This is a genomic window from Dokdonia sp. MED134 (assembly GCF_000152925.2).
Lineage (GTDB): Bacteria > Bacteroidota > Bacteroidia > Flavobacteriales > Flavobacteriaceae > Dokdonia.
Genome location: NZ_CP009301.1, coordinates 3,221,762 through 3,247,759, shown reverse-complemented (window position 1 = coordinate 3,247,759; position 25,998 = coordinate 3,221,762). Strand labels below are relative to the sequence as shown.

Sequence of the window (25,998 nt, the reverse complement as noted above, 5' to 3'; positions counted from 1 at the left end):
AGAAGATGAGCAGAGGATTTGTAAAAGAAGATGACCAAGAAGAAATTCCTATAATTCCGCCTAGAGCAGCATTGCCAGATGGTGTGACAAACTATGTCACTAGCCACGGATTAACGCAGCTTAAGGAAGAGCTTAGCACGCTAGATAATAAAATCTCCACCCTAGATGAAACAGATGAGCGCGAGCGCAGGCGAGCACTTGCCGTACTTAATGGGAAACGCAACTTACTACTGGAACGCATACAAAGCGCAAGACTACTTGATCACATAAAGGATGAGGGAGAAATACGTTTTGGCGCCACAGTCACCTATACCATCGCTGGTATGCCTAAGCCTATTACCATCCAGATTGTGGGCGTAGATGAGGCTAGTGTAAAAGACAAAAAAATTGCCTTCACCGCTCCAATTGCTAGAGCGCTTATTGGCAAAAAGGTGGATGAAACAACTACATTTCAGCTAGGCAATGAGGAGAAGAAACTCACTATTAAAAATATAGCCTACGTAGATTAGTATGAGATTTACGCTTTCGCTAAAGCGTAACAAACACTTTCAAAATCAAATTCACATATCGTAACTTTATAACCAAAAATAGAGCTACTTAATCCCTAATTTATCACCTATGCAAACGATTCTATATAAAGCAAACAGTCGAGGAAACGCAAACCACGGCTGGTTACAGAGTTTTCACACCTTTAGCTTTGCGAGTTATCATAACCCCAACCGTATGAACTTTGGAGCGATGCGTGTGCTCAATGATGACACCGTGGCGGCTGGTAGAGGTTTTGATATGCACAGGCATCTCAATATGGAGATCATATCCATCCCGATTTCTGGTGATTTAGAGCATAAAGATAGTATGGGTAACCAGACGGTGATACAGCAAGGTGACATCCAAGTGATGAGTGCCGGGACTGGAATAGATCACAGTGAGTATAATAAAAATAGTGATCGCGAAGTGCAGTTTTTACAAATCTGGATTATGCCTAACCAGCGTCCAGTCTCGCCTCGATATGATCAGATTAAAATAAATGAGCATCACCTCAAAAATGAATTTGTACAAATACTCTCACCAAATCAAGATGATGAGGGTGTATGGATTTACCAAGACGCTTGGTTTCATATGGGGGAGTTTACACAAGAGCAATCGCTTGTACACAAATTACATAAAAAAGAGAACGGCCTTTTTATTTTTATACTTGAAGGTTGCGCCCACGCCGCTGGCGAACTGCTAGACAGACGTGACGCCATAGGAGTTTATGACATTGCCGAGCTAGAAATCACTGCACAAACTGATTCTAAAATATTACTTATCGAGGTGCCTATGCAGTTTTAATAGTTGGGCGTTACCTGTCGGTCGGGCTTTCGGCAGTCGCTCTCTACGAGGAGCTTCAACAATTGCCTCTATCCCTAACGCATTATGACTGCTTGTTAATGACAGACATATATTTCTTTAACTCATTTGCAACTTTAGGAGCAAGTATCACAAGCCCTATCATATTAGGTACCATCATCGCAAATACCATCGCATCAGAAAAGCCTATGACCGCTCCTAGACTAGCTGCGCCACCAATTACAACAAAGATGCAAAAGAGCGTCTTATAGGCATATTCCACTTTTTTACCTCTCCCAAAGAGATAACTCCACGATTGATACCCGTAATAAGACCACGATATCATAGATGAAAAGGCAAAAAGTATCACTGCAAAAGAAAGTAAATAAGGAAACCAAGAAATCCCGCTCTCCAGTGCAGATGCCGTGAGCAAGACACCTTGCTCATCATTCAAAATTGCCCCTACCACTAGTGTATCTGTTATAATAAGTGCTAACGCAGTCATTGTACAAACCAGCACGGTATCTATAAAAGGCTCTAGCAAAGCTACTAATCCCTCACTTGCTGGATAATTGGTCTTTACAGCACTGTGTGCGATAGAGGCACTTCCTATACCCGCCTCATTAGAAAAAGCGCCACGCCTAAAGCCTTGTATCATCACACCTACAAAACCACCAGTAACACCTTCTGGGCTAAATGCTCCGTCCCATATACTTAGTAATGCTGCTGGTAAGGCATTTATATTTAGTCCTATTACTGTGAGCACAGCAAGTACATACATCACCACCATAGCTGGAACAATTTTATCTGTAACCGTGGCTATTTTCTTTATTCCTCCTATGATAACGATGCCCACAAGTATGGACATTATAAGTCCAAAAAGCCATCCCTTACCATAAAACCAACTTTGCTCTGCTCCCGTGACGTGCTCGAATAACTTAAATGCTTGATTTACCTGAAACATATTACCTCCGCCAAAAGACCCACCTATACACATTATAGCAAAAACAACAGCTAGCACCTTTCCTAGTTTTGTGAATCCTTTACTCCTGAGACCTTTACTCAAATAATACATAGGCCCTCCATATACAGTTCCATTTGCTGCTACTTCTCTATAACAAACACCTAGCGTGCACTCAACAAACTTTGATGACATACCTAGCAACCCGACAACAATCATCCAGAAAGTTGCACCTGGACCACCTATAGAAAGTGCAATTGCAACACCTGCAATATTACCAAGTCCTACTGTTGCAGATAATGCTGCTGTGAGGGCTTGAAAGTGACTTACCTCTCCCTGCTCACTTTCATCTCTTATAGTGTCAGGTATATCTACTGTGGGTGTATGCATTTCTCCTCCCTTTTCTATTGCATCATACTTACCTCGCACAACCTGAATAGAAGTCCAGAAACCTCTTACATTAATAGCTTTAAAATAGAAAGTGAAATATGTAGCTCCAGCAATAAGAACGATAAGTACCCAAGGCAAGCCCACATTTTCTGTAATGGGAATTTGCCACATTACTGCATCTACAAACCAGCTAGTTGCATTATCAAATTGTTCATTAATACGCTCATCTAGAGAGCTGTTTTGAATACATAAAAAGAGATTCATAGTATATGTTTTTGATCTTCTCAAAAGTCATATACTTATGCTCACTATAAAAGGTTACGCAGTGTTCAAAAAGGCATAGTTAAGTACTTAAGTACTTCTTAACCCTATTGTTTTATAGAAGCGTGCTGCAATAAGTCATTTGCTTTTGCAAATGCAATAAGTCGTTCCTTACCTCCTGTTCCGCTTATGCTTAGCATCTTTTTGATTTGGTGTATATGAGCTTGAAAACCATCTAGCGAGATGTGCATCGCCTCTGCCATCTCTCCATAAGACATTGTATCGCCATATAACCCTAGGTTGCCTAAAACTTCTTTTTGCCTGTCTGAGAGTTCAATCTTATGTGCTGCCTTGAGCGTTTTAAGCTCAGACTTCATACTTTTTATAGTATCAAGATGGCTCTCATTTGCCAGTGTAAGTTGCTCTTGATTTTTAAGTAGTCTACTATTTTCAAGGGTGAGTGATGCAGCTCTACTTTCTTCTTGTTCTTTTTCTGATAAGAATTTCCAACTATATAACAAGATGGAAAATAATAAAATAAAGAGAAACTTAAATGATATAGAAGTTACCGCACCTATGGCTGCCCAACTTGCTGCTAGTGATGTATTCTCTATGTAGCTATTTGGTATAATACGATGCGTCACTGCAATTACAATCAGGATAAAAAGAGCAATTACAGGGATTACCATAAATCGCATATCTCTATTATTAAATGCTTTATGCAACTCGATAAGTAATGCCACCGCCACAACAATAGAAATAGGTATATCTATAAGCCAGATAAGTGTATTGCTTATAGCTGTATTATTATACGAGGTTACTATAAAAACAAAAGAGATCATCATAAGTATCCCTAAAAATACGCGCACAAACTCACGCTCTGTAAAACGTTCTACTAGTCGTACAACTAGGCTACGCTCTTTGTTATGTTCTATAGATGGTAATGAGAGTAAAATACACAGCGAGTTTACTAAGGAAAAAAGTACACCTAGATATATGATTGACCTACTGCTGTAATTACTGTCAAATATCCCCACCAGTACAAGATTAGATAATGCGCCTACTCCCCAAACTAAAATGGCCCATCCAAACCATTTTATGCCGTTTACAGCCTTTAAAGAAGCTCCGCGTTGTAATTCCTTAAAGTAAATACGTTGTATGACAACAGCCGTGATGAGGCAGACAATGGCAGTAACGGTGTAAACAGTAGTTGTGAGCATAGAGTACTAATATAAGAGATTGTTTGTTATTAAATAAACCTTATTAATTTTGATAGTTATATATTACGCTTTCGCGAAAGCGTAACAAAACCCTTTTAAATACTACTTACATACAAACTCATATAAATGATTATAACAACTACAAACAGTATACAAGGTAGAGAGATCACACACTACCTAGGTGTGATTACAGATTTTATGTATGCAAAGCTTTTTGATACAAAGGGACTAAGTTTTAAAGATTCCTTTAGTATGAGTAAAGTCTATAAAAGTGGCGAAGAAGGAATAGATGCTGCCAAACAAGAAGTACTCAAGAAACTGGAAGCCAAAGCTAAAGAAATGGGAGCTCACGCGATTGTGGGAGTCACTATGGATGTAGAGGTTATAAGCCAAAACACAAAACTAGGCATCTCTGCAATGGGTACCGCTGTAGTATTAAGGTGATGATACTTTTAGAACGTACAAGCTCGTCGCATCCAGACTTTATAAAACTAGTCGCATTACTTGATGCATATCTAGCTCAAGTAGATGGTGACGACCACCATTTTTATAACCAGTTTAATGGCATAACTACCTTGCAACACTGCCTCGTAATTTATGATGATAAAGTTGCTGTAGGCTGTGGTGCCATCAAAAAATTTGAGTCCACAAGCTTTGAAATAAAAAGAATGTACGTACACCACACTGCAAGAGGTAAAGGATACGCAATACAACTTGTAAATGCACTAGAAGAATGGGCGCAAGAACTAGGTGCCACACATACCGTACTAGAAACTGGTAAGCGTATGCAAGATGCCGTCCAACTCTACAACAAGTTAGGTTACACTAGTATCGCAAATTATGGGCAATATAAAGGAGTAGCAAATAGTCTCTGTTTTATGAAACAATTAAAATCTTAAATCTATCCCATTTAATATGATTTTAAGATAGTTAGGCTAGGTTAGAAGTAACTTTACTGTACTAACCAATCACATTAAATGAAATTCTCACTTAAAAACTTCCTACAAGGTTTTGGTATTATAGCCATTATCCTCACCTTATTACCGCTTATTGCTATAGACTACTGGTGGATACGCATTTTTGATTTTCCGCACGCGCAGCTTACGCTGCTTACGTTTATAGCTCTTGTCACCTATTTTATACGCTTTAATATCAAGTATGTAGGAGATTATATTTTTGTGAGTGTTCTCGCTGTGTGTTTTATATTTCAGCTTATTAAGATTTATGACTATACACCACTTGCAGCTCCAGAAGCACTAGAAAATACAATCACAGACACTAGCAAGTCTATAAAAATATATAGTGCAAACGTTTTACAAAAAAACACACAATATGACCTTCTACTATCTCAAGTAGCAGATTATGATCCAGACATTGTATTACTTATGGAAACAGATACAGTCTGGAAAAAAGCGGTACACAGTAGTCTCGCATCTACATACTCCCACCATTTACTTGAGCCGCGTGGTAATACGTATGGAATGCTACTTTATTCAAAACTACCGCTTACCCAAAAAAAGGTAAGACACCTCGTAGATAAGGAAGTTCCATCTATGGAAGCCATTGTTACACTAGAGAGCGGAGACCAAATACAACTTTATGCTATACACCCTACTCCGCCTATGCCTCAACACAACCCTATGAGTTCTGATAGAGACACAGAGATGATGAAAACGGCATTTACAGTAAATAAAAGAACGCTTCCCGTAATTGTGATGGGTGACTTTAATGATGTGGCTTGGTCAAGAACGACTTCGCTCTTTAGAAAAGTGAGTAAACTACTAGACCCCCGCATAGGCCGTGGTTTTTACAACACATTTAATGCGAAAAATATTCTGATGAGATGGCCTCTTGATCACCTTTTTACCTCTCAAGAGTTTAGAGTAAAAAAGCTAGAGCGCACAGGTCATATAAAATCTGATCATTTCCCAGTATATTCAGAGCTTACCTATGAGCCACAAGGAGCAAGTTTACAACTTCCCCAAGAACCAACAGACTCTGAAATAAAAAGTGCAAAAAGTCAACTCAAAGAGCAGAACTTACTCAATATGGGTGTAAACTAGTTGTTTTAGTAATTTGTTCTCAAGGGACTTAACGCTCACTTAACACCCCTAGAACACTTAAGTAATAATTTTGTAACTACAATATCTCCTATATGAAACATTTTTACTTAGTTGCTTTTCTTATTTCTATTTGCTGTAATCCTTTAATAGCGCAGGTCACTATAAATGAACTTGATGCAGATACACCTAGTACAGATGACCAAGAGTTTATAGAACTCCTTACCACTCCAGAAGCTTCTCTAGACGGCTATGTGCTTGTTTTATTTAATGGATCTAGTAGTGGCGGTGATAGCAGCTACTTTGCACTTGATCTAGATGGCCTTGTGGCAGATGTAAACGGTATTGTTCTTATAGGTAGTAATAATGTGGTGCCTGTGCCAGATTTTATACTGTTTGATAATACGATACAAAACGGTGCAGATGCCGTTGCAATATATCAGGGAGATGAACAAGACTTTCCCGAAGGCACACTTGCTACCACAGCAAATCTTGTAGATGCACTTGTCTATGACACTAACGATAGTGATGATACAAACCTCCTCAACCTACTAGGAGAAACAACACAAGTAAACGAAGGTGGTAATGGTGCATCATCCAGTAACTCCATCCAACTTAATAGTACTGGAGGATATGATGTCACAACCCCTACCCCAGGACAACTTAATGATGGATCTGGAGTGGTATTTAATTTTATAGGCGCTAGTACTTCTCAAACAGTATATAATGAAGGTGAAGAGATTACCATAAACTTCACCACGACTACAGCCGTTACCAGCACTTCCCAATTTACATTTACCCTGGACAATGCAGGCTTTAACTCGGCAGATTTTACAGGTGAGACAAGTGTTACCATTGCAGCAGGTGCTTCTACAGGACAAACTACCATTTCAATTATAGACGATCAAGACGACGAGGGTGATGAGGAGCTGAAAATCACCTTTGGCGAAATGCCAGATGGTTTTAAAAGAGCAAATGATAATATTATCATACGTATCATAGACAATGACTTTACAACTGCCTCATTCGGTACTCCACTAGTTCCTACCTATGACCAAGTAGAAAGTACACAACCTGATGGCTATTACGACTCCATTGATACACTTGCAGATGACGCACTTATACAAGCCTTACAAGATATCATAGCAGATCCATCTATTGTACGTGCACAAACCTATTCAGATATTATAGATATCTTAAAAGAGGCAGACCAGAGTCCGCTTAACAGTAATCAGGTATGGCTAGTCTATACAGAGCAGCAGCGACCTAAGTTAGATTTTCAAACTTCTGGAGGTAGTAATGAGGGCTTATGGAACAGAGAGCACACCTACCCACGATCACGTGGAGGTTTTAATGACATAGAGTACGATCAAGTAGCAGATGGTATAGACATTTTTACAACCACAAAGGCAGACTCACTACGCCACGCAAATAGTGATGCCCACGCACTGCGTGCAGCAGATGGACCAGAAAATAGCTCTCGCGGTAACCAAGACTACGGCGAGTACAGTGGCCCCACAGGTAATCAAGGTAGTTTTTATGGTGATGTAGCGCGTAGTATCTTTTTCTTAACCATACGCTATAACGGGCTTGACGTAGTATCTGGCAATCCCGCAAATACGACTGTGGGAGCTCTAGGTGACCTAGATTTTTTACTAGACTGGCATCGCAATGACCCACCAGATGATTATGAGATGAATCGTAATAACGTTATTTATAACTGGCAGTTTAACCGTAATCCCTTTATAGATATGCCTGACCTTGTAGAGTACATCTGGGGTACAAACGTAGGTGAGCAGTGGACTAATCCGCTGGGGGTTGAAGATAATGAGCTTAGTGATATGACTATATATCCTAACCCATCTTCGAGTGCAATTACTGTAACTACCCCTCAAGAAACTGGTGAGGTATTCTTGTTTGACACTCTAGGTCGTGAGGTTTATAAAGATAACTTTCAGAGTGGTAGCCCTATAATTCACAACCTACCTAGCGGTGTATATATTGTAAAAGTGATGACAAAAACAACTGCCACAACACGTAAACTCATTGTGAGATAAAACAGCACTTCGGGGTAATTACGCTTTCGCGAAAGCGCACCACTACACCTTACAGGTTTTAACATTGTATCGTTTTCTTTTAACCCTTTTTTAGTACAAAATAGGATGTTACAACTGTATCTTACAGGTTATGATACATTTAGACAAAGAAGAAAACAAAAACAACGCATTTTTAACCACGACCATTACCTATCTTGAAAACAAAGGTTTTGAAAATATCAAAGCAGATGTAGCAGGCTATGAGACGCCTACATCCTTTACAAGACAAGAAACCGGAAACACCATCATACCAGATATCGTGGCCGAAAAGCGTGGCATAAAATACTTCTTTGAGGTGAGTTTAAAATCTACAAAACCTCAGCTGCTTAAAACCAAGTGGCTACTACTAGACACCCTCACAAAAATGAAAGACTATCGCTTTAGAATTATCACCACAAAAGGGCATCTAAGTTTTACACGTGATATGATAGCAGATACTAACCTCAACAAAAATTATATTCGCATTTAGACAAAGACATAAAGCTTCTTTAGATTGCCTATTTCATTAATGAGATAGGCAGTTTTTATTTAACAAATATTAATCTTTTGCTAAGGATAATTATGAAAAATGATGTGTAGATTGAATAAAATTAAAACGTGAATTACAAACTACAATTTCCTACTTACTTCTTCTATGCTTCTGTACTTGCTATAGTGCTACTACTTACTGAGTCTTGTGCTGTGCATCACGATTTATACAGAGATACAAATCACATACTCACTAACGACACTAATGAAAATTATGTGAGTTTCTTCCAGCTAGGTAACGCTGGTGCCTATGCGCGCGGTGCAAATGAGTCATTGCTAAATGATGTAGGTAACTATATAAAAAAGCATAGTAAAAAAGAAGATTATTTTTTATTTACAGGCGATAACCTACATCGCAATGACCTAAAAGATAGTCGTAGTAAAAAACAACTTTTACAACAGCTTGAGATCACAAAAAACTTTAAGGGCACCGCACTCTTTTTACCAGGAGAACTTGAGTGGAACGAGACTGGTCTTAAGGGAATGGAAGAAATAGAAGATGCCATAGAAGACTTTTATGATGAAGAAGATCATTTTATACCGAAAAATGGTTGCCCTCTTGAAACCATAGAAGTTAATGACGAAGTAGAACTCATTCTTATTAACTCACAGTGGTATATAGAAGACTGGAGTAAAGTAAAAGAGATGAACGACAAGTGTGAGCTTAAGACACGCGAACAGTTTACTACATTACTAAGTAGCGAGATACGCAAGGCTCGTCACAAAACAATTATTATAGGGATGCACCACCCACTCTATGCAAATGGTGTATACGGAGGAGAAATTCCTGCTGAGGTTACTTATCGTCCCACGGCAGAAAATCTCTTTATCCCAGGCTTGGGAACATTTTGGTCATTTTTACGATCACAAGGAGGATTATCAAAACAAGATAGATACAACCCACTTATGAACGAGCTAATGTCTCATATAGAGCTCGCTAGTTTTGACGCACCTAGGGTTATTATCCTCTCTTCACACGAGCGATCTATGCAATACATAGACCAGGGTGAAATAAAGCAAGTCATTGCCGGTACGGGAAGTTCTGTAAAGCCTGCAAGATTGAGTAAAAAAGGACTTTTTACGTCTACAAAAGCTGGTTTTTCTGAGGTGAGACTGTATGAAGGGGGTGCATCTTCTGTTCATTTTTATGGATTACAAGATGGGGCCCTGACAGAACTATACTCAAAAACAGCTTTTCAACAACCTAAGGATTATAACATAGACAGCCTTCCTACACGTTTTCCTAAAACGATGGTGGCATCTATTTACCCCCAAGAGAGTGTTATAAAAAGTGCTAAGTATGAGAAATTCTGGGGAAAGCATTATAGGTATGTGTATGGAGTGCCTGTTGAAGCTCCCGTTGCCCTGCTCGACACATTGTATGGAGGCCTTACGGTACAACGTGCTGGTGGCGGAAATCAGACTAATGGTCTACGCCTTGAGGACAAAGAAGGGCGAGAGTATAATATGCGAGCTATTGCAAAAGATCCGCTTGCTTTTTTAAAATCGGCGGGGTATAATGATCTTGATGCCGAGAATTATTTTGAAGATACCGTGCCCGCAACTGTAATTGAAGACTTTTATACAGCCGCGCATCCTTATGGCGCATTTGCAATTCCAAGACTTGCTGGTGCTATAGATGTCCCTCACACACACCCAAAACTATATTATATACCCAAGCAAAAAGCGCTAGGCAACTTTAATAAAGACCACGGTAATGTACTTTATATGATTGTAGAAAAACCTAGTGGTGACTTTAATAAGTCACATATGTTTGAGTTCAGCAATGAGGTAGAAAGCACACCAGATTTATTTAAAGAACTACGAGAAGATGAGTCTAACCAGCTCAATGAACGTATGTACATACGAGCGCGCATATTTGATATGCTCATAGGTGACTGGGATAGACACGAAGACCAGTGGCGCTGGGCACAAGATAAGGTAGATGAGGCAGATGGTGTCATAAAGTATCTTGCTGTACCCAGAGATAGGGATCAGGTGTTTGCAAAATTTGACGGCGCATTTTTAGAAAAAGCACAAAAAATAATGAGCGGGATGCGACAGTTTGGTAACTATGGACCAGACATTCCATTTATTGAGCAATTTAGTGAGAGTGCCGTAAACCTAGACAGAGCCATATTACAACAGGCAGATCTATCGCTTTGGCTAGAGGAGGTAACTTATATTCAAAAACGCATTACAGAAGAGGTTGTGCAAAGCGCTTTTAAAGCTGCTCCAAAGAAAGTTCAAGATTCTACGTGGATGGAGATACAGGAGAGTTTGCTTTCGCGAAAGCGTAATCTTCCCGACATCATACAACGTTATTATAGCCATTTAAGCAAGTTTGTATCTCTTAAAGGAACTGATAAAGATGATCACTTTATCATTGAAAATCTGACAAATGGAAATGTACGAGTGATGGCTTATCGTATTAAGGACGGTGAGAAAGGTACACTACTCTTTGACCGAACACTGGATAAAGACGTGACAGAAAACATATGGATTTATGGCCTTGATGATAAAGATATATTTGAAGTAAACGGCTTACGTACTAGTCCTATAAAAATAGTGCTTGTAGGAGGACTAGAGAATGATACGTTTACTGTAAATGGCGGAAAAAATGTTACCATCTATGATCAAAAGTCTTATCAAAATACAATTACAAATAAAGGGAAGGCAACCCGCCACATAGATGATATTTACGAGAATCATATTTATGATAGCGAGCGTAGACCAGATAGTGGCGGCACTTTTTGCCTTGAGGCAAATTACAATCCAGATGAGGGCTTCTCACCGCGACTTATTTTCGGGAAATCTACGTTGGGTTATGAGAGGCATCCTTTTACAACAAAGATTGAGCTCGATGCCCGTTATATATCACTCACACAGGCGGTAGACGCTTCACTAGAGTGGCATAAGGCTCACCTCTTTCACGATTGGAATTTTAAAGCTTTTGGCCGTTTGACATCTGCAAATTATACAGAGAACTTTTTTGGACTCGGTAATGGTAGCTTGAACAATGCAAATAGCTTTGATGACAATAGAGTGTACACTCAATATTTACAAGGTGGGATAGGTCTATACTATACTGGTGAATATGGCTCTTCTACAGCTTTTGATCTTACTTATGAAAACACAGATCTGAGAGATATAAATGTCACAACTCCTGCACTAGCAAGTACAGAGTATCTCTCCCTCACTGGGAAATATGAGTATGAAAGTAGAGATGATGAAGCTTTTACCACAAGAGGAATGCATTTTACAATACGTAGTAGTGTAGCAGATGAGCTTACCTCATCGCAATATGTGGGAGCTATAGATCCTAGTATAACATTCTGGAATGCTATAGATAGATCACGCAATATTGTTTTAAAAACAAGTATTGCTAGTGAGTTACGATTTGGTGATGATATTCCATTTTATAGACTCGCAACGCTAGGTGCAAATAATGGATTAAGATCTTATAGACAAGGTCGTTTTAGAGGTGAGCAATCACTTGCTGGATCTGTAGATATAGGCTTTAAATTAAAACCCATACGTACCTTTTTATTTCCTGTGCGTACGCAAGGATACGTAGGTTACGATACGGGGCGCATCTGGACTGGTGGAAATGAAGATAGCACATTACATTATAGCTATGGCGGCGGATTACAATTTACTACCGCTGCAGTGCTTAAAACAGATGTACATTATTTTTACGGTCCAGAAGGTGGCAGACTAGGTTTTGGGTTATCATTAGGTTTGTAAAGATATGCTTGAGATTAGACTAATAAAAAGGCTCCCACTTGGGAGCCTTTTTTTGTTAAAGCTATTTGAGTTATAGATTTTTACAATCTAACTCCAAATCTAAAGTCTATACGCATCCCGTCTTCACCAGCAAAGGCTCCTATTTGTCCAGATACGGTTTCTACCATATTTATCCAGAAACCACCTCCAAAGTCGTTGTGCCATTTCTTACTGTCTTCACCATCAACCCACACACGACCTACATCTGCTCCTCCAAAAACTCCTAGCTGTATAGGGATAAGACCTGTACTAAAACGATCAAAGCTATATCTTATATCTCCAGAAGCTGCTAGTGATGACTCCCCAGTAAATCTATTAAAGCGATAACCTCTCAATCCTGTTCTTGCTCCTAATGAGGCTGCTTGATAGAATTCAAAGTCGTCACCTATTCTTATTTGTGATTGTACGAGTGTTTTTAGGACTAATTTCCTATTTCGCGAAAGCGCATTATAAAACCCTATTTTTGGGTTGACATATGAATACATTCTATCACCAGAGCTCAAGTTGCGCTTAGCACCTATAACTGTTTCAAACTCCATACCTCTAGTTGGGTTTGCTTGATTATCTGCACTTATATAACTGTATGAACCTTCTACACCTATAAAAGATTGCCCTCCAAAAAAGTTATCTGTATCTGGGGTAAATAGTGTCGCATCATCTATAATGCGTCCTCCTGTTTGCTCTATTTCTATGCGCTCAAAGTTTGCTACAAAACGTAGTTTACTACCAAAGGTATTATCACTCTCTACACCTATGTGTGCACCAATCTCGCCATTACGTACACGGTTAAAGTCGAGTCCTAAATCGTCGTCATTATTTACTGTTTCATTTCCAAAACCAAAGAAGTTACGAGAGAATGCCTCGTTTGTAAACTTACCTCCTACTACAAGATTCCACTGTCCGAAAGCATTTGCAAAGTCGCCTTCATATTTTAAATTAAGTGACTCTGTCGCAAATGAATATGTCGCATTAAGTGTATGCCTACTGCTAAAAGGGTCATTTTTAAACCCGTAGGTAGAAAACACATTAGTCACGCCTATGAGAAGCCCATCATCTGGGTTAAAGCCTATGGCTGGTAGTGTACTATTTGCTGTACTTTTTTTCTTGAGTGGGTCGTATGTATTAAAGTTATAGATATTTGAGTACTTCACATTTGCTCCGCTCTTTTCTTTTATGGTATTTGGCTTAGTTTTATGCTCATACACTTTAAGTCTACGACCGTCTTTTATCTCATAAATGTCGTTGTTTTGACCACCTACAATTTTCATTTTAATAGGTCTCTTCCCTCCTCCACTTACATTAAAAACATCATCATCATCGAGACCGTAAATCCATATTTCGCTGGTTTCTTGTGAAGATATCGTTCTATCTACAAAAGGTTTTTTAACCTCTCCATCTTTTATTCTAGAGATTTGTACTCTGGTACTCTCATCACCTCTTGTAATCTCAAAGTGATCATCTTTATCTGTTCCCGTAAGAATTACGAGTGTAGAGATATAGTCATAGTAGGTCTCTGCAATATCTACAATGTTAGACCTTCTTTCTCGCAGGCTCTTTTTAATTTCATCAACTCCTAGGTTCTGCACCTCTAGAGGTAAAGCTTTAAAAGCCTCATCTATCTCTTGATCTGTTAGATTTTCTTGTAGATATGTAGCCTCACGTAGCCAGTCTTCTTTTACGGCATTTTTGAGTAGTGCGCGATCCATTTTGATACCCGCCTCATTAATCCACTTTACGTTTTCTAGATCTCCATCATAGTTTTGAAACTGTTTTACCGCTGGGATAAGCGTTTTAAGAAGACCTAAAATTGCTCCATCAAATTTTGAAAACACTTGATCTCTATCACGAGGTATAGGTCTATAAAGTTTTGTTCCTTTTGAATCAAATCGAGCCCATCTCCACTGGTCTGCGTGACGGTCCCAATCACCTATAAGCATATCAAAAATACGTGCCCTCAGGTAAGCTGCTTCATCTATCTGGTACTCCTCATCATCTCTTAAATTTTCATATACATCATCTGTACTATCTATACTGTCTGGGTTACCAAAAGAGTCTACATCTGTAAAATCTTCGTCTGGTCTTTCTTCTATGAGATATAGTTCATCTCCATAATCTGCATTATACTTACCAAGAGCTTTATGCTTAGGTACATAAATTAAACGCGGATTAGTATGATATATACCTACCGCATCAGAGAGTTGTGCCACCGCAAGTGAAGCATAAGGGTGTGCAGATGTGTAAAAATCAAGAATTAAGTCTTCTGTAAACGTATCTCTAAAATCTTCTTGAATAAAATTATCCTTAAATGCCACGCTCTGTAAGAACTGTACTGCACTCTTGCGCACGGCTCTCAAGTTATAAGCGCGCCCGTCTTTATCCTTAAGTCGTAAAGAGCGTGTCTGGTGCCCACCTCCCTTTCTATCTACTGTAAAACCTCCCATAAGCGTGTCTAGCGTTGCAACAGGAGCTGTAACAGGTGTACCATAAACTTCTCTATAATGATCTCCCCAGAGTGACGTATGTACATCTGAGACGTCTGTATCATTTTGTTCATATACCGTTGCCATTACCGTCTCTGGATAAAACTCTGGCAGCGAGTCTAGATTAACCGGCTCGCGAGGTGGATGAACTTGTGAGGTGAATAATAATTCTGGCTCTCCTTGGTTTGCCGCATAAAATCGTACTGCCGAAGACTCGTCTTCATAAATATCTAATATAGCAAAGCCTTGACCTCCGTAAGAGAAAAGCCCATCTTCTCCCAGTGCTGCTGCAGAGTTTTTTGCCCCGGCTCCACTCACGATCTGCTTGATACCGTCCTTTTCTATATATTGTAAACTATGCTCGTGACCAGACGCAAAAATTACTTTATCTGTATCTGTAGCAAGTACCGCTATACGTTTCATAAGCTCATTGTATCGTTTATTATATCTATCTTGGATAGAAACACCACCTTGTGATCTAATTTGTGCTACAAGAGAGGCAAGCACCGGAAGCGGAAACTTACTTTGCGTAGGATATAATTGCTTATCAAAACTGAATTTACCTCCGTGTACCCCATTTGTATACATAGGGTGATGCATTACAACAACTATCGTTTTTTCATTATTCTTTTTAAACTCATTTTCTATTTCTAAAAATAGCCCCTCACGAGTACGTATGTTACAATCGTCATTTATAGTAGGATTTTCATCCCAGTCTTCTAGATACCACTGCGTGTCTATAATCATTAACTCCACATCATCACTTACCTCTTTCATCTCGATAGGGCATCCATTTTCTGGCTGAAAAGCTTCTTTATCATCTAGTGCCTTTTCGATATACTTTTCTTGGCGTTTTACTCCTTCTACTCCACCTGCATACCAGTCGTGATTACCAGGTATAAAAAGTGTTTTCCCCTTAAAGTTTTCTACAGCAGCGATTTGTATATCTAGCCTGCGCTCTGCTTCTGCGCGCTCTGGGTGATCTTTTTTGGGTAACCCAGCATCATAAATATTATCTCCCAAGAAGACTGCATAGTCATCCTTAGTATCTGCCGTATCTATTACTTTTTTGAAAGCATCAAGCGCATATGTACTACCGCCATCACTATCACCTCCGGCGTCACCTATGAGGTAAAATGTTTTATGTATACGCTTTCGCGAAAGCGTACTACTATCAAAATTTTGAGGCTCAGCTACTTCATTTGCATACTTAGGGGCATACGTCGCACAACCACTTAAGAAGAGGGCTAGTAAGAAGTTAAGAAAAACGTAATATTTGTTCATATGGCTAATTTTAATGTACTTTAGAAGTCTAATCGCTTGCAATTACTATGACCGAATTACTCGAAAAAACGGATAACTATATCTCTCAACTTTTTGATAACGAACTACCTAAGACGTGTATATATCATAATTATGTACATACCAAGAGAGTCCTTAAAAGTACCCAAGAAATTATAGATAATAGTGAAGAAAACCTTAAAGATGAAGAAAAACTCATTCTTCAACTAGGTGCACTACTGCACGATATAGGGTATGTAGACGGTACAAAAGAGCACGAAGCACGCAGTGCACAAATGGCAGAAACCTTCTTAAAAGGTGAAGGTGTAGATGCTCATATTATCTCTGAAGTTAAAAAAGTAATACTCGCAACAGATATGCGAGTTGAACCAGAAACCTATCTAGAGAAGGTACTTAGAGATGCAGATGCATCCCATTTTGCCAAAGATTATTTTCCGGAAGCTAGTGAATACTTGCGTCAAGAACTAAAAATAAAAAACATCAAGGAGTACACTCCAGAAGAGTGGACAAAGGCAAACATAGAGATGTTTACAATAAAGCATAAGTACTATACTACCTATGCCCAAGAAAACTGGAAACCGAAAAAAGATAGCAATCTTAACGATCTAACAAAGGCACGTAAAAAGGCAAAAAAAGCTAGAAAGAAAGAAAAAATAAAAATGGAACTCAAGGACGCAAGTCCAGAAAAGGGTATCCAGTCTATGTATCGTATTGCTTTACGTAACCACATCAAGCTTAGTGACATTGCAGATACAAAGGCAAACATTTTACTCTCTGTAAATGCTATTGTAATCTCTCTTGCCCTTGCAAATCTTATCCCAAAACTTGAGAATGAAAGTAATGCTCACTTAATATATCCTACTGCGGTATTTGTGCTTTTTGCAATGATCTCTATGGTAATGTCTATTATAGCTACTAGACCAAACGTTACCCGCGGTGAATTTGACAAAGAGGATGTACGTCAAAAAAAGGTAAACCTACTGTTCTTTGGAAATTTTCATAAAATGAAACTTGAAGATTATGAGTGGGCTATAGGAGAGATGTTGCAAGATAAAGAATACATATACTCTGCACTTACAAAAGATTTATACTTCTTAGGAGTCGTACTCGACAGGAAATATAAGTTGCTACGTATGACCTATAATGTCTTTATGATAGGTATTATCATATCTGTAATCACGTTTGCAGTATTCTTTATCTATAGAGATAAAGCTGCCACTGTGGTAGAAGGTGTGGGTGACCTTACTAATATGGCCTTAGGCTTTATATAAATAAAGCCTAAGGTATACTATTTATGCCTTTATCTCTTCCATAAGATCTTCATAGGTATAGAAGCTCTTTTTTGCTTTTCCCTTTTTCTGAGCGTAAAGCACGTTTACACGTAGTGCTTTGAGGCCAGTAACCGCTTGTAAATCTTCTAACTGAAGTATCTCTATCTCAGATCCTAAATAATTCTTGGTCTGTAAGAATTTAATATAGCGTAGGTATTCTTGTTCGTCTTCATATTGCGAGTACACGATGGTAATTTTTCCAGCTTGTGTTATACGCTCTTGAGTGCCTTTTATATAAGCTTTATCTACTCGCTTTTTTACCACTTCATACCGAGCATTATAAGTGCCATCTACGTCAAAACGTTTTTCGTCCATTCTATAGCGCACAGATAATGAGGTATTAAAAACTAATATCATAGAAGCAACTTCTAGTGGGTGATCCATTTTTCGCGAAAGCGAGAAATGCTCATTCTCCATCTCGCACATTACTTGTAGTTGCCACAATCGTAAATTATAGAGGTAAATTTTATTGAAACTATCGTCTTTTGTAATAGCCTCACCTAAGTACATATTGTGCTCTACTCCGTCTGTTTTAAACAATTCAAAAAAGTGTGGGTACATATTTTGAGCTGTTTTTTGCTTCTTTTCGAGTACAGCCGCCATACGCTTGTTGAGCAACATAACAGACTCATCATACTCTTTACGGTGTCGGTACACAAGACCTAGATTATCTTCTATCTGGCTTCTATATGATGTGATGAGTGATTTAAGCTTGTCACTACGTTTTAATAAATGGCTAAATAATGGGCGTATATTCTCTTTTAAAAAGTTAAGAATCTTACGCTCACTATCTACCTCCAGTTGCTCTTTAGTTTCTACTAAAAACTCATTGAGATTGTATTCTAATTGCTCATAGATAGGTAAAGATTCTATACTGCGTGCTTCTTTTAGAATTTCTATAGCCTTATCTAGCTGTAATAAGATATCCTTTTGCGTAGCTTTATTACGCGCTTCTGAAGAGCCTTTAATATCTATTTGCCCAAAGAGTGGGTATACATCTTTAAAAACAACATCTCTAAACTGAACGTTTGCATCTCCTTGAGCTTGTAATTTTAAGAAGCGTTTTGCCTCTTGCTCAAATTTCCAGTAGACACTCTGATGTATAGACGTACACTCGTTTTGAATAACGAGTTCTATCTCATTTTCTTGCTGCTCTTTATTGCGCACTACTGCCTCGACTATGTAAGGCATTACATCTTCTAGTTTATTTGCATTAATAGTGTTCAGCTCACCTATATTGGGAGAAGCTAACTCAAATATTCCTAGCAAATTACCTTTATACCTTACAGGAGCTAGTATCACACTTCCTATACCTTGATCTTTAAAGTTTTCATACATCTTAATGTCTGGAAAACGTTTATGATATTGTTTAATATCTGATACTGCAAAATACTTACCTGTTTTAAAAACGGCATCATAAGATCCTTCACAAAGGGCAGATGTACACGTCGCCTCAGTCTCACCGTAAAGAATATAACTGTTTATTTTTTTTAGTGGTACCAGTTCAAATTTACCTTCTTGCTCATTATAGTTAGAAAAACCTATTTGGATTTCTGGTAAATTGAATATAGCCTGAAAGATTTTATGAAAATCTTCTGTAAAGTTTGTATCATCTTGGTCATATTGTAATAGACCAGATTTTAGATTTGATATAGATACATCTACCGTGGCGTCATATAGGTTTGCGATTACAAAGCCTTTAAAAATATAACCTTGAGAGGGGAATTTTTCTTTCCACACCTCTATGTTATCAAAGTTATCTAATAACACGGCAACATCCTCTTCTGTGATTTCTGGAGTTTCTGGCTTTTTTTCTATACCTACAAAGTCTCCGTTATATAACATTCTATATGAACGTGTCATACCACTTGCATCTGGTATCTCGTAATAAAATGGCCTTCTAAAGTCTATTTTATAACCATAATACTGCATTAAGATAATGCTGCAGCCCATTATGTAATAATGGTTATCATCAAAGTTTGTTATCTCCGGAGTATACTCTTCACCTCCGCTAGCTATAATAGACTTATATCGCTTTGTAGACTGTAATACCGTCTCCTGAAATGGCATTGAGACTATCTTTATCTCATTGCTTTGTAATACTGCAGGAAAGAGATCTAACAGTAAATTATCTATCTGCTCTTGATATTGTGATAAGTTGTCTAGATCGCTTATACCTGTGATAAGCTCAGGAAATTTTTGTGTTATTTGAGTAAGCTCTTTAATTCTATTTTGAGCCTGTAGATGATCTGTTGCTGCTTCTTGGGTGTAGTGCGCCATAAGCTTCTCCACACTAAAGCGTAGGTCCAACGGAAAATCTTGATTTTTAAATTGCATACTCGTCTTCATAACTTCTGGCTTCTATAGCCCTCTTTCTTTCTTTATTATACGCACTATTCTTATTTTTGTTACTTAAAATAATCATTTATGAAACAATTAGTAGCGATAACCGTACTTTTATTACTTTATTCTTGTGGGAATAATGATATTTCTCCAATACAAGGAACCGCTGCTGGTATGCCAGATGGCACAGAGCTTTATCTAGAAGAACTGGGGTCTAACAATAAGCGTATAGCTCTAGACACTGCCCAGGTAACTGCCGAAACTTTTACTTTTAAAAAACCAATTACAGAGGGCACTGGTATCTTAATCTTGAGCCAAGGCAAACCAAATAACCAACTCTTACTAGTAAAGGATGCAAAACCTCTTACTGTAGAATTGTACAAAGATAGTCTAGGCGCATCAATTGTGACAGGAAGTTTAGAAAATGAATTATTTAATTCTTACAGAAATAGCGCTAGACAGACAGCTGTAAAAAAACAACAATACATTAAAGAAATGCAAAAAGCGCAACGTGAGACAGATGGCGTAATGGTCACACTTATGCGTGAAAAAATAGCAGATATAGACGAGCAATTTATTGTTGATAAAAAGGCAGTAGTAGAGAATAATACAGACAAGATGGTCTCTATTATAGCCCTATCTGATCTTATTAATGCAAAAGTTCTTAAAGTAGATGAGTCTGATGCTTATTTCCAGAGCTTATCAAAAGACATACAAGATTCTCCTATAGGTGAAAGCGTAGAAAATTATATCGCACAACTCAAATCACAACGTATTGCCAGTGCTCTAGCTAGTGTAGGTAATAAAGCGCCTGAGTTTAGTGCAAAGACTCCAGAAGGTAAAGAACTTGCCTTATCTGATGCATTAGGAAAGTATACTATCATAGACTTCTGGGCATCGTGGTGTAGGCCTTGCCGTATGGAAAATCCTAATGTTGTAAACGTATATAACCAGTATCACGATAAAGGGCTTAATATTATAAGTGTATCCCTAGACAGACCAGGTCAAGAAGCTAGGTGGAAAAAAGCTATTAAAGATGATAAAATGGACTGGTACCACGTCTCTAACTTAAATTACTGGCAAGACCCAATACCTAGAAGCTATGGTGTGCGTGCAATACCAGCTACATTTTTACTTGATGAGAATGGCGTTATTATCGCAAAAGACCTAAGAGGATCTGCCCTAGGTGCAAAAATGAAAGAGCTTTTAGGTGACAGCTAAAAGCTGTCATCACAAAGTATTGTAAAAAGTATAGTAAATATCATATAGCCTGTTTACATTTACTATTATGTTAATAGGGCTTATCTGTTTGTTTATTGTAGCACCACTGCTACCGCTATTGCCTATATCTCACTGGACCGTTAGGTTTTTTGATTTTGTGCGATTACAAACGGCTGTTATACAAGTTATACTCATTGCCCTTGCTTTTATTTTCTGGAAGCAATTTAATGTCGTGCAAATAATTGCTATTACTGCCATTGCAGCTGTACTACTATACCAGGTCATTCTTATAAGACCATACACGCCATTTTATCACAGACGTAAGCCTAAGCAGCAATTTCACAAAGAACAACTCACGCTGGTCACAGCAAACGTTTTACAGACCAATACAAATTATGATGACTTTATAAAGCTCATAAAAGAAAACAAGCCTCACATATTTATTACAATGGAGTCAGACCAAAAGTGGGATGATGCCATCTCTGTGGCATTTCCTGAGTATATACATACTGTAAAGGCTACGCTAGATAATTTTTATGGGATGCATATCTATTCTAAAATTCCCTTTAAGAGTGCAGATATACACTATTTAGTAGAAAAGGATATCCCTTCCATACATTGCGAGATAAACTACGCAAACCAGCTATTTAATCTAATTGCAATACACCCTGCTCCACCGAGTCCTACAGAAAATGAAACGTCTAAAGAACGTGATGCAGAGCTTATGCTTGTAGGTAAAAAATGTAGAGAGTCACAAGACGCTACCGTGGTATGTGGTGATCTTAATGATGTGGTGTGGTCTAAAACCTCACGCCTTTTTAGTAAAATGACAGGATATCTTGACCCACGAGTAGGAAGAGGGTTGTATCCATCCTTCCACGCAAACTACTGGTTACTTAGATTTCCGCTAGATCATTTATTTTATTCAAAGGATTTGCACGTTACACAAATGAAGCGCTTACCGCGCTTTGGTTCAGATCATTTTGCAATGTATTATAACATCGCTTTCCCACTTGTAGATGTAGATGTTCCTAACCCTAGTATGTCAAAAGAAGAAGTTCAAGACATCAAAGAGATCATAGCAGATGGAAAGATATCTGCCCGCATTGCAGAGCAAGAAGAACTAGAGGCCACGAGATAGCTTTCGCGAAAGCGTACTCCTATTTTTCTTAATTTTTTTTAGAAATACGCATACTTACTAGTTAATGAAGGTTAAATGAGATAGAAATTTTAACATTTGACGGTAACTTGGTTTTAAACCAAAGAAAAACCCTAATGGATAAAATAACAGCATCATTAAATAATCTATCGACCAAATTATGGGGATGGGTAGAAGCATTTATAAGAAACCTTCCTAATCTAGCAGTCGCTATACTTGTACTAGTAATCGCATACTTTGTATCACGCCTAGTAAATAAGTACTCACAAAAGGTGGTAAAGAAGTATGTACCGCAAAAGTCTATTACAAAACTTATAGGTAGAGCCCTTGCCGTAATCGTTGTGCTTGTAGGCTTATTTCTTGCCTTAGGCGTTCTTAATCTTGATAAAACGCTCAACACACTTATAGCAGGTGCTGGTGTATCTGGACTCGTTATAGGTCTCGCCTTGCAAGGAGCGCTTGCAAATGGTATTGCAGGGATTATACTTTCTTTTAGAAAACGAGTTAATATAGGCGATTGGGTAGAAACTAGTGGTTATACTGGCTATGTAGAGGATATAAAACTTAATAATTTTAGTTTACGTGAACCAGATAACAATATTGTAATCATTCCTAACAAAACAATTACAGATAATCCTTTAAAAAATTACTCTATCACAGACCGCGCACGCATTATTATAGAATGTGGTGTAGGCTATGAATCTGATCTTGAGATGGTAGAAAAACTCACAAAAGAGACTATAAACAATACGTTTGCACAAAACAGATCTAATGAGGAGGTAGAATTCTTTTACACGGCCTTTGGCGGTAGTTCTATAGATTTTGTATGTCGTTACTGGGTAGACTGTGAAAACGGCAAAGATAAGCTCACAGCAAAGCACAAAGGGATGCTAGCTATTAAAAAAGCATTTGATGCAAATGATGTAAATATTCCATTCCCTATAAGAACGCTGCAATTTGATAACAAACTATCAATGGTAAGTGAAAGTGAATAGTTGTTATTACGCTTTCGCGAAAGCATAAAAAAACCCGTTACTATAACTAGTAACGGGTTTTCATTTTTATTATCCTTAAGACTTAAGCTCCAAAAGCCTCTGCCACCTTTGCCGAAAGTCTCTTGTACGTTCCATTATCAAGACGCTCACGTATCGCCTCAAAAGCGTTAAGTGTTTCTTCTACGTCTGTAAGCGTATGTGATGCCGTAGGTATCATTCTAAGAAGTATAAGACCTTTAGGTATTACAGGATATACTACAATAGAACAGAACACTCCGTGGTTCTCACGTAAGTCTTTTACAAGTGCCATTGCTTCTGGCACAGATCCTTTAAGATATACTGGTGTTACACAAGATTGTGTTGTACCTATATCAAAACCTCTTTCCTTAAGACCACCTTGTAATGCATTTACATTCTCCCATAACTTCTCACGAAGTTCTGGCATAGAGCGTAGCATATCTAGTCTCTTAAGTGCTCCTACCACAAGTTGCATTTGCAGTGACTTTGCAAACATTTGTGAACGTAGGTTATATTTTAAGTAATCTATTATTTCTTGATCTCCAGCAATAAATGCTCCTGTAGATGCCATAGATTTTGCAAAGGTTGCAAAGTATACATCTATATCATCTTGAACACCTTGCTCCTCACCTGCTCCTGCACCAGTAGCACCTAGTGTACCAAAACCGTGTGCATCGTCAACAAGTAAACGGAAATTAAATTTTTTCTTAAGAGCAACTATCTCCTTTAGTTTCCCTTGCTCTCCACGCATACCAAATACACCTTCAGAAATCACTAAGATTCCTCCGCCGGTTTGCTCTGCCATTTTTGTAGCACGCTCAAGATTTTTTTCGATACTTGCCATATCGTTATGCTTGTAGGTAAAACGTTTACCCATATGCAGTCTCACACCGTCTATAATACAAGCGTGGGTATCTACATCATACACAATGATATCATCCTTACCTACCAGTGCGTCTATAGTAGACATAATACCCTGGTACCCAAAGTTAAGTAAGTAAGCTGCTTCCTTTTGTACAAAGGCTGCGCACTCATTTTGAAGTTGCTCGTGTAGCTCTGTGTGACCAGACATCATACGAGCACCCATAGGGTAAGCAGATCCATAATCTGCAGCTGCTTGTGCGTCTACTGCTCTTACTTCTGGACGATTTGCAAGACCTAAATAATCATTTACACTCCACGTGATCACTTCTTTCCCTTGAAACTTCATACGGTTAGAAATAGGCCCTTCTAACTTTGGGAATACAAAATATCCCTCTGCTACTGATGCCCATTTACCTAATGGTCCCTTATCCTTGTAAATTTTATCAAATAAATCTTTCATATGCTTGTTTTGAAAACAGGTGCAAAAGTACACAATTTTGACATTTTTACCTAACAGTAAAATCTAATAGTATGATTGCCAAAAACAAAAAACTCCTACACGAGGTAGGAGTTTAAATATACGTAATATTTTAGATTACTTTATGTATTCTATAGTTGCGACAGCTTCTTCATTTTGACTATCAAAAAAGCCTTGGTCACTCATCCATTTATCAGAGAAGACCTTACTCATATAGCGGCTTCCGTGATCTGGAAATATTATAACTACTTTACTATCTTTTGTAAACTCTCCTTGTGCAGCTAGCTGCTTTACACCTTGTATAGCGGCACCACTTGTATAACCTACAAATAACCCCTCTCTGGTTGCAATCTCTCTAGCACTATGTGCTGCCTCTTCATCACTTACTTTTACAAACTCGTCTATAGCGTCAAAATCTGTAGCTGTAGGTATTAAGTTTTTACCTAAACCTTCTATTCTGTATGGATAAATCTCTGTAGCGTCAAACTCACGTGTCTGGTGATACTTTTGAATCACAGACCCATAAGCATCTATCCCTATTACTTTTATCTCTGGGTTTTGCTCTTTTAAGAATCTAGCCGTACCAGATATTGTGCCGCCTGTACCACTACAAGCAATGAGGTGAGTAATCTTCCCTTCTGTCTGACTCCACACTTCTGGACCTGTAGATAAGTAATGAGCATCAATATTAAGCTCATTAAAATACTGATTAATGTATACAGAACCCTTAGTTTCTTCGTGCAGTCTTTTTGCTACACTATAATAAGATCTAGAGTCGTCTGCACTTACATTTGCCGGGCATACATACACCTTTGCTCCCATTGCTTTAAGAGCATCTATTTTATCTGGCGATGATTTTGAGCTCACTGCAAGTATACACTCATATCCTTTTATGATACTCACCATTGCAATACTAAAACCTGTGTTACCAGATGTAGTCTCTATAATAGTATCGCCTGGTTTAAGTACTCCAGTACGCTCTGCCTCCTCTATAATGTGAAGAGCTATACGATCTTTTGAAGAGTGACCTGGGTTAAAAGCTTCGACTTTGGCTAAAAATTCACCGTCAAAATCGGCTGTTATGCTATTTAATTTTATGAGGGGCGTGTTACCTATAAGTTGTAACGCGTTATCATAAACGTTTAAGTCCTTGTTCATATATCTAGGTTAGTGCCT

Annotated in this window: 18 protein-coding genes; 12 read left to right on the top strand and 6 right to left on the bottom strand. The window is 38.3% G+C overall.

Annotated elements, in window-relative coordinates:
• Positions 1 to 5 precede the first annotated feature (5 nt).
• Together MED134_RS14355 and MED134_RS14350 are read left to right on the top strand one after the other, a co-directional pair.
• Positions 6 to 509: a GreA/GreB family elongation factor gene (locus MED134_RS14355; RefSeq protein ID WP_038600572.1), complete on the top strand. Its 504-nt coding sequence runs from the start codon at positions 6 to 8 to the stop codon at positions 507 to 509.
• Positions 510 to 618: 109 nt separating this feature from the next.
• Positions 619 to 1,332, top strand: coding sequence for a pirin family protein (locus MED134_RS14350; RefSeq protein WP_038600569.1), 714 nt, complete (start codon positions 619 to 621; stop codon positions 1,330 to 1,332).
• Positions 1,333 to 1,414: 82 nt separating this feature from the next.
• Here MED134_RS14350 and MED134_RS14345 read toward each other — a convergent pair whose 3' ends face one another.
• Together MED134_RS14345 and MED134_RS14340 are read right to left on the bottom strand one after the other, a co-directional pair.
• Positions 1,415 to 2,944, bottom strand: a complete 1,530-nt coding sequence (locus MED134_RS14345) for an alanine/glycine:cation symporter family protein (protein WP_038600567.1) — start codon at positions 2,942 to 2,944, stop codon at positions 1,415 to 1,417.
• Between the two features lie 104 nt (positions 2,945 to 3,048).
• On the bottom strand, positions 3,049 to 4,161 hold the full coding sequence (locus MED134_RS14340) for a sigma-70 family RNA polymerase sigma factor (RefSeq protein ID WP_038600563.1): 1,113 nt from the start codon (positions 4,159 to 4,161) through the stop codon (positions 3,049 to 3,051).
• Between the two features lie 126 nt (positions 4,162 to 4,287).
• Here MED134_RS14340 and MED134_RS14335 point away from each other — a divergent pair, with 126 nt between their 5' ends.
• From MED134_RS14335 to MED134_RS14310, 6 genes are all read left to right on the top strand, one after another.
• Positions 4,288 to 4,605, top strand: a complete 318-nt coding sequence (locus MED134_RS14335) for a YbjQ family protein (RefSeq protein WP_038600551.1) — start codon at positions 4,288 to 4,290, stop codon at positions 4,603 to 4,605.
• Positions 4,605 to 5,060 carry a GNAT family N-acetyltransferase gene (locus MED134_RS14330; RefSeq protein ID WP_038600548.1) on the top strand — a complete coding sequence of 152 codons (456 nt, stop codon included), beginning with the start codon at positions 4,605 to 4,607 and terminating at the stop codon, positions 5,058 to 5,060. The genes MED134_RS14335 and MED134_RS14330 overlap by 1 nt, the downstream gene beginning before the upstream one ends.
• 78 nt (positions 5,061 to 5,138) lie before the next feature.
• The gene (locus MED134_RS14325; RefSeq protein ID WP_038600545.1) at positions 5,139 to 6,224 is read left to right on the top strand and encodes an endonuclease/exonuclease/phosphatase family protein; all 1,086 of its coding nucleotides are present in this window, start codon (positions 5,139 to 5,141) and stop codon (positions 6,222 to 6,224) included.
• Positions 6,225 to 6,316: 92 nt separating this feature from the next.
• Positions 6,317 to 8,278, top strand: a complete 1,962-nt coding sequence (locus MED134_RS14320; RefSeq protein ID WP_052084263.1) for an endonuclease — start codon at positions 6,317 to 6,319, stop codon at positions 8,276 to 8,278.
• A 130-nt stretch (positions 8,279 to 8,408) separates the two neighbouring features.
• Positions 8,409 to 8,786 carry a hypothetical protein gene (locus tag MED134_RS14315; protein WP_038600542.1) on the top strand — a complete coding sequence of 126 codons (378 nt, stop codon included), beginning with the start codon at positions 8,409 to 8,411 and terminating at the stop codon, positions 8,784 to 8,786.
• Positions 8,787 to 8,914: 128 nt separating this feature from the next.
• Positions 8,915 to 12,592: a metallophosphoesterase gene (locus MED134_RS14310; RefSeq protein WP_038600539.1), complete on the top strand. Its 3,678-nt coding sequence runs from the start codon at positions 8,915 to 8,917 to the stop codon at positions 12,590 to 12,592.
• Positions 12,593 to 12,672: 80 nt separating this feature from the next.
• Here MED134_RS14310 and MED134_RS14305 read toward each other — a convergent pair whose 3' ends face one another.
• Positions 12,673 to 16,395 (bottom strand): metallophosphoesterase, encoded by a 3,723-nt coding sequence (locus MED134_RS14305; RefSeq protein WP_038600536.1) that lies wholly within the window; start codon positions 16,393 to 16,395, stop codon positions 12,673 to 12,675.
• Positions 16,396 to 16,442: 47 nt separating this feature from the next.
• Between MED134_RS14305 and MED134_RS14300 the strand changes: the two genes are divergently transcribed.
• Positions 16,443 to 17,684 (top strand): Pycsar system effector family protein, encoded by a 1,242-nt coding sequence (locus tag MED134_RS14300; protein ID WP_038600534.1) that lies wholly within the window; start codon positions 16,443 to 16,445, stop codon positions 17,682 to 17,684.
• 21 nt (positions 17,685 to 17,705) lie between these two features.
• Here the strand turns inward: MED134_RS14300 and MED134_RS14295 are convergent, their stop codons facing one another.
• Positions 17,706 to 20,093 (bottom strand): GAF domain-containing protein, encoded by a 2,388-nt coding sequence (locus MED134_RS14295; protein WP_084811678.1) that lies wholly within the window; start codon positions 20,091 to 20,093, stop codon positions 17,706 to 17,708.
• A 78-nt stretch (positions 20,094 to 20,171) separates the two neighbouring features.
• Here MED134_RS14295 and MED134_RS14290 point away from each other — a divergent pair, with 78 nt between their 5' ends.
• From MED134_RS14290 to MED134_RS14280, 3 genes are all read left to right on the top strand, one after another.
• Positions 20,172 to 21,308 carry a TlpA disulfide reductase family protein gene (locus tag MED134_RS14290; RefSeq protein ID WP_038600527.1) on the top strand — a complete coding sequence of 379 codons (1,137 nt, stop codon included), beginning with the start codon at positions 20,172 to 20,174 and terminating at the stop codon, positions 21,306 to 21,308.
• A gap of 67 nt (positions 21,309 to 21,375) precedes the next feature.
• The gene (locus tag MED134_RS14285) at positions 21,376 to 22,449 is read left to right on the top strand and encodes an endonuclease/exonuclease/phosphatase family protein (protein WP_038600524.1); all 1,074 of its coding nucleotides are present in this window, start codon (positions 21,376 to 21,378) and stop codon (positions 22,447 to 22,449) included.
• 134 nt (positions 22,450 to 22,583) lie between these two features.
• Positions 22,584 to 23,462: a mechanosensitive ion channel family protein gene (locus MED134_RS14280; protein ID WP_038600522.1), complete on the top strand. Its 879-nt coding sequence runs from the start codon at positions 22,584 to 22,586 to the stop codon at positions 23,460 to 23,462.
• A gap of 82 nt (positions 23,463 to 23,544) precedes the next feature.
• On the opposite strand, the gene MED134_RS14275 is transcribed toward MED134_RS14280, so the two are convergent.
• Complete coding sequence (locus MED134_RS14275) at positions 23,545 to 24,804, bottom strand: aminotransferase class I/II-fold pyridoxal phosphate-dependent enzyme (RefSeq protein WP_035328391.1); 1,260 nt, start codon at positions 24,802 to 24,804, stop codon at positions 23,545 to 23,547.
• Between the two features lie 135 nt (positions 24,805 to 24,939).
• The gene (locus MED134_RS14270; RefSeq protein ID WP_038600518.1) at positions 24,940 to 25,980 is read right to left on the bottom strand and encodes a PLP-dependent cysteine synthase family protein; all 1,041 of its coding nucleotides are present in this window, start codon (positions 25,978 to 25,980) and stop codon (positions 24,940 to 24,942) included.
• Between the last annotated feature and the right edge of the window lie 18 nt (positions 25,981 to 25,998).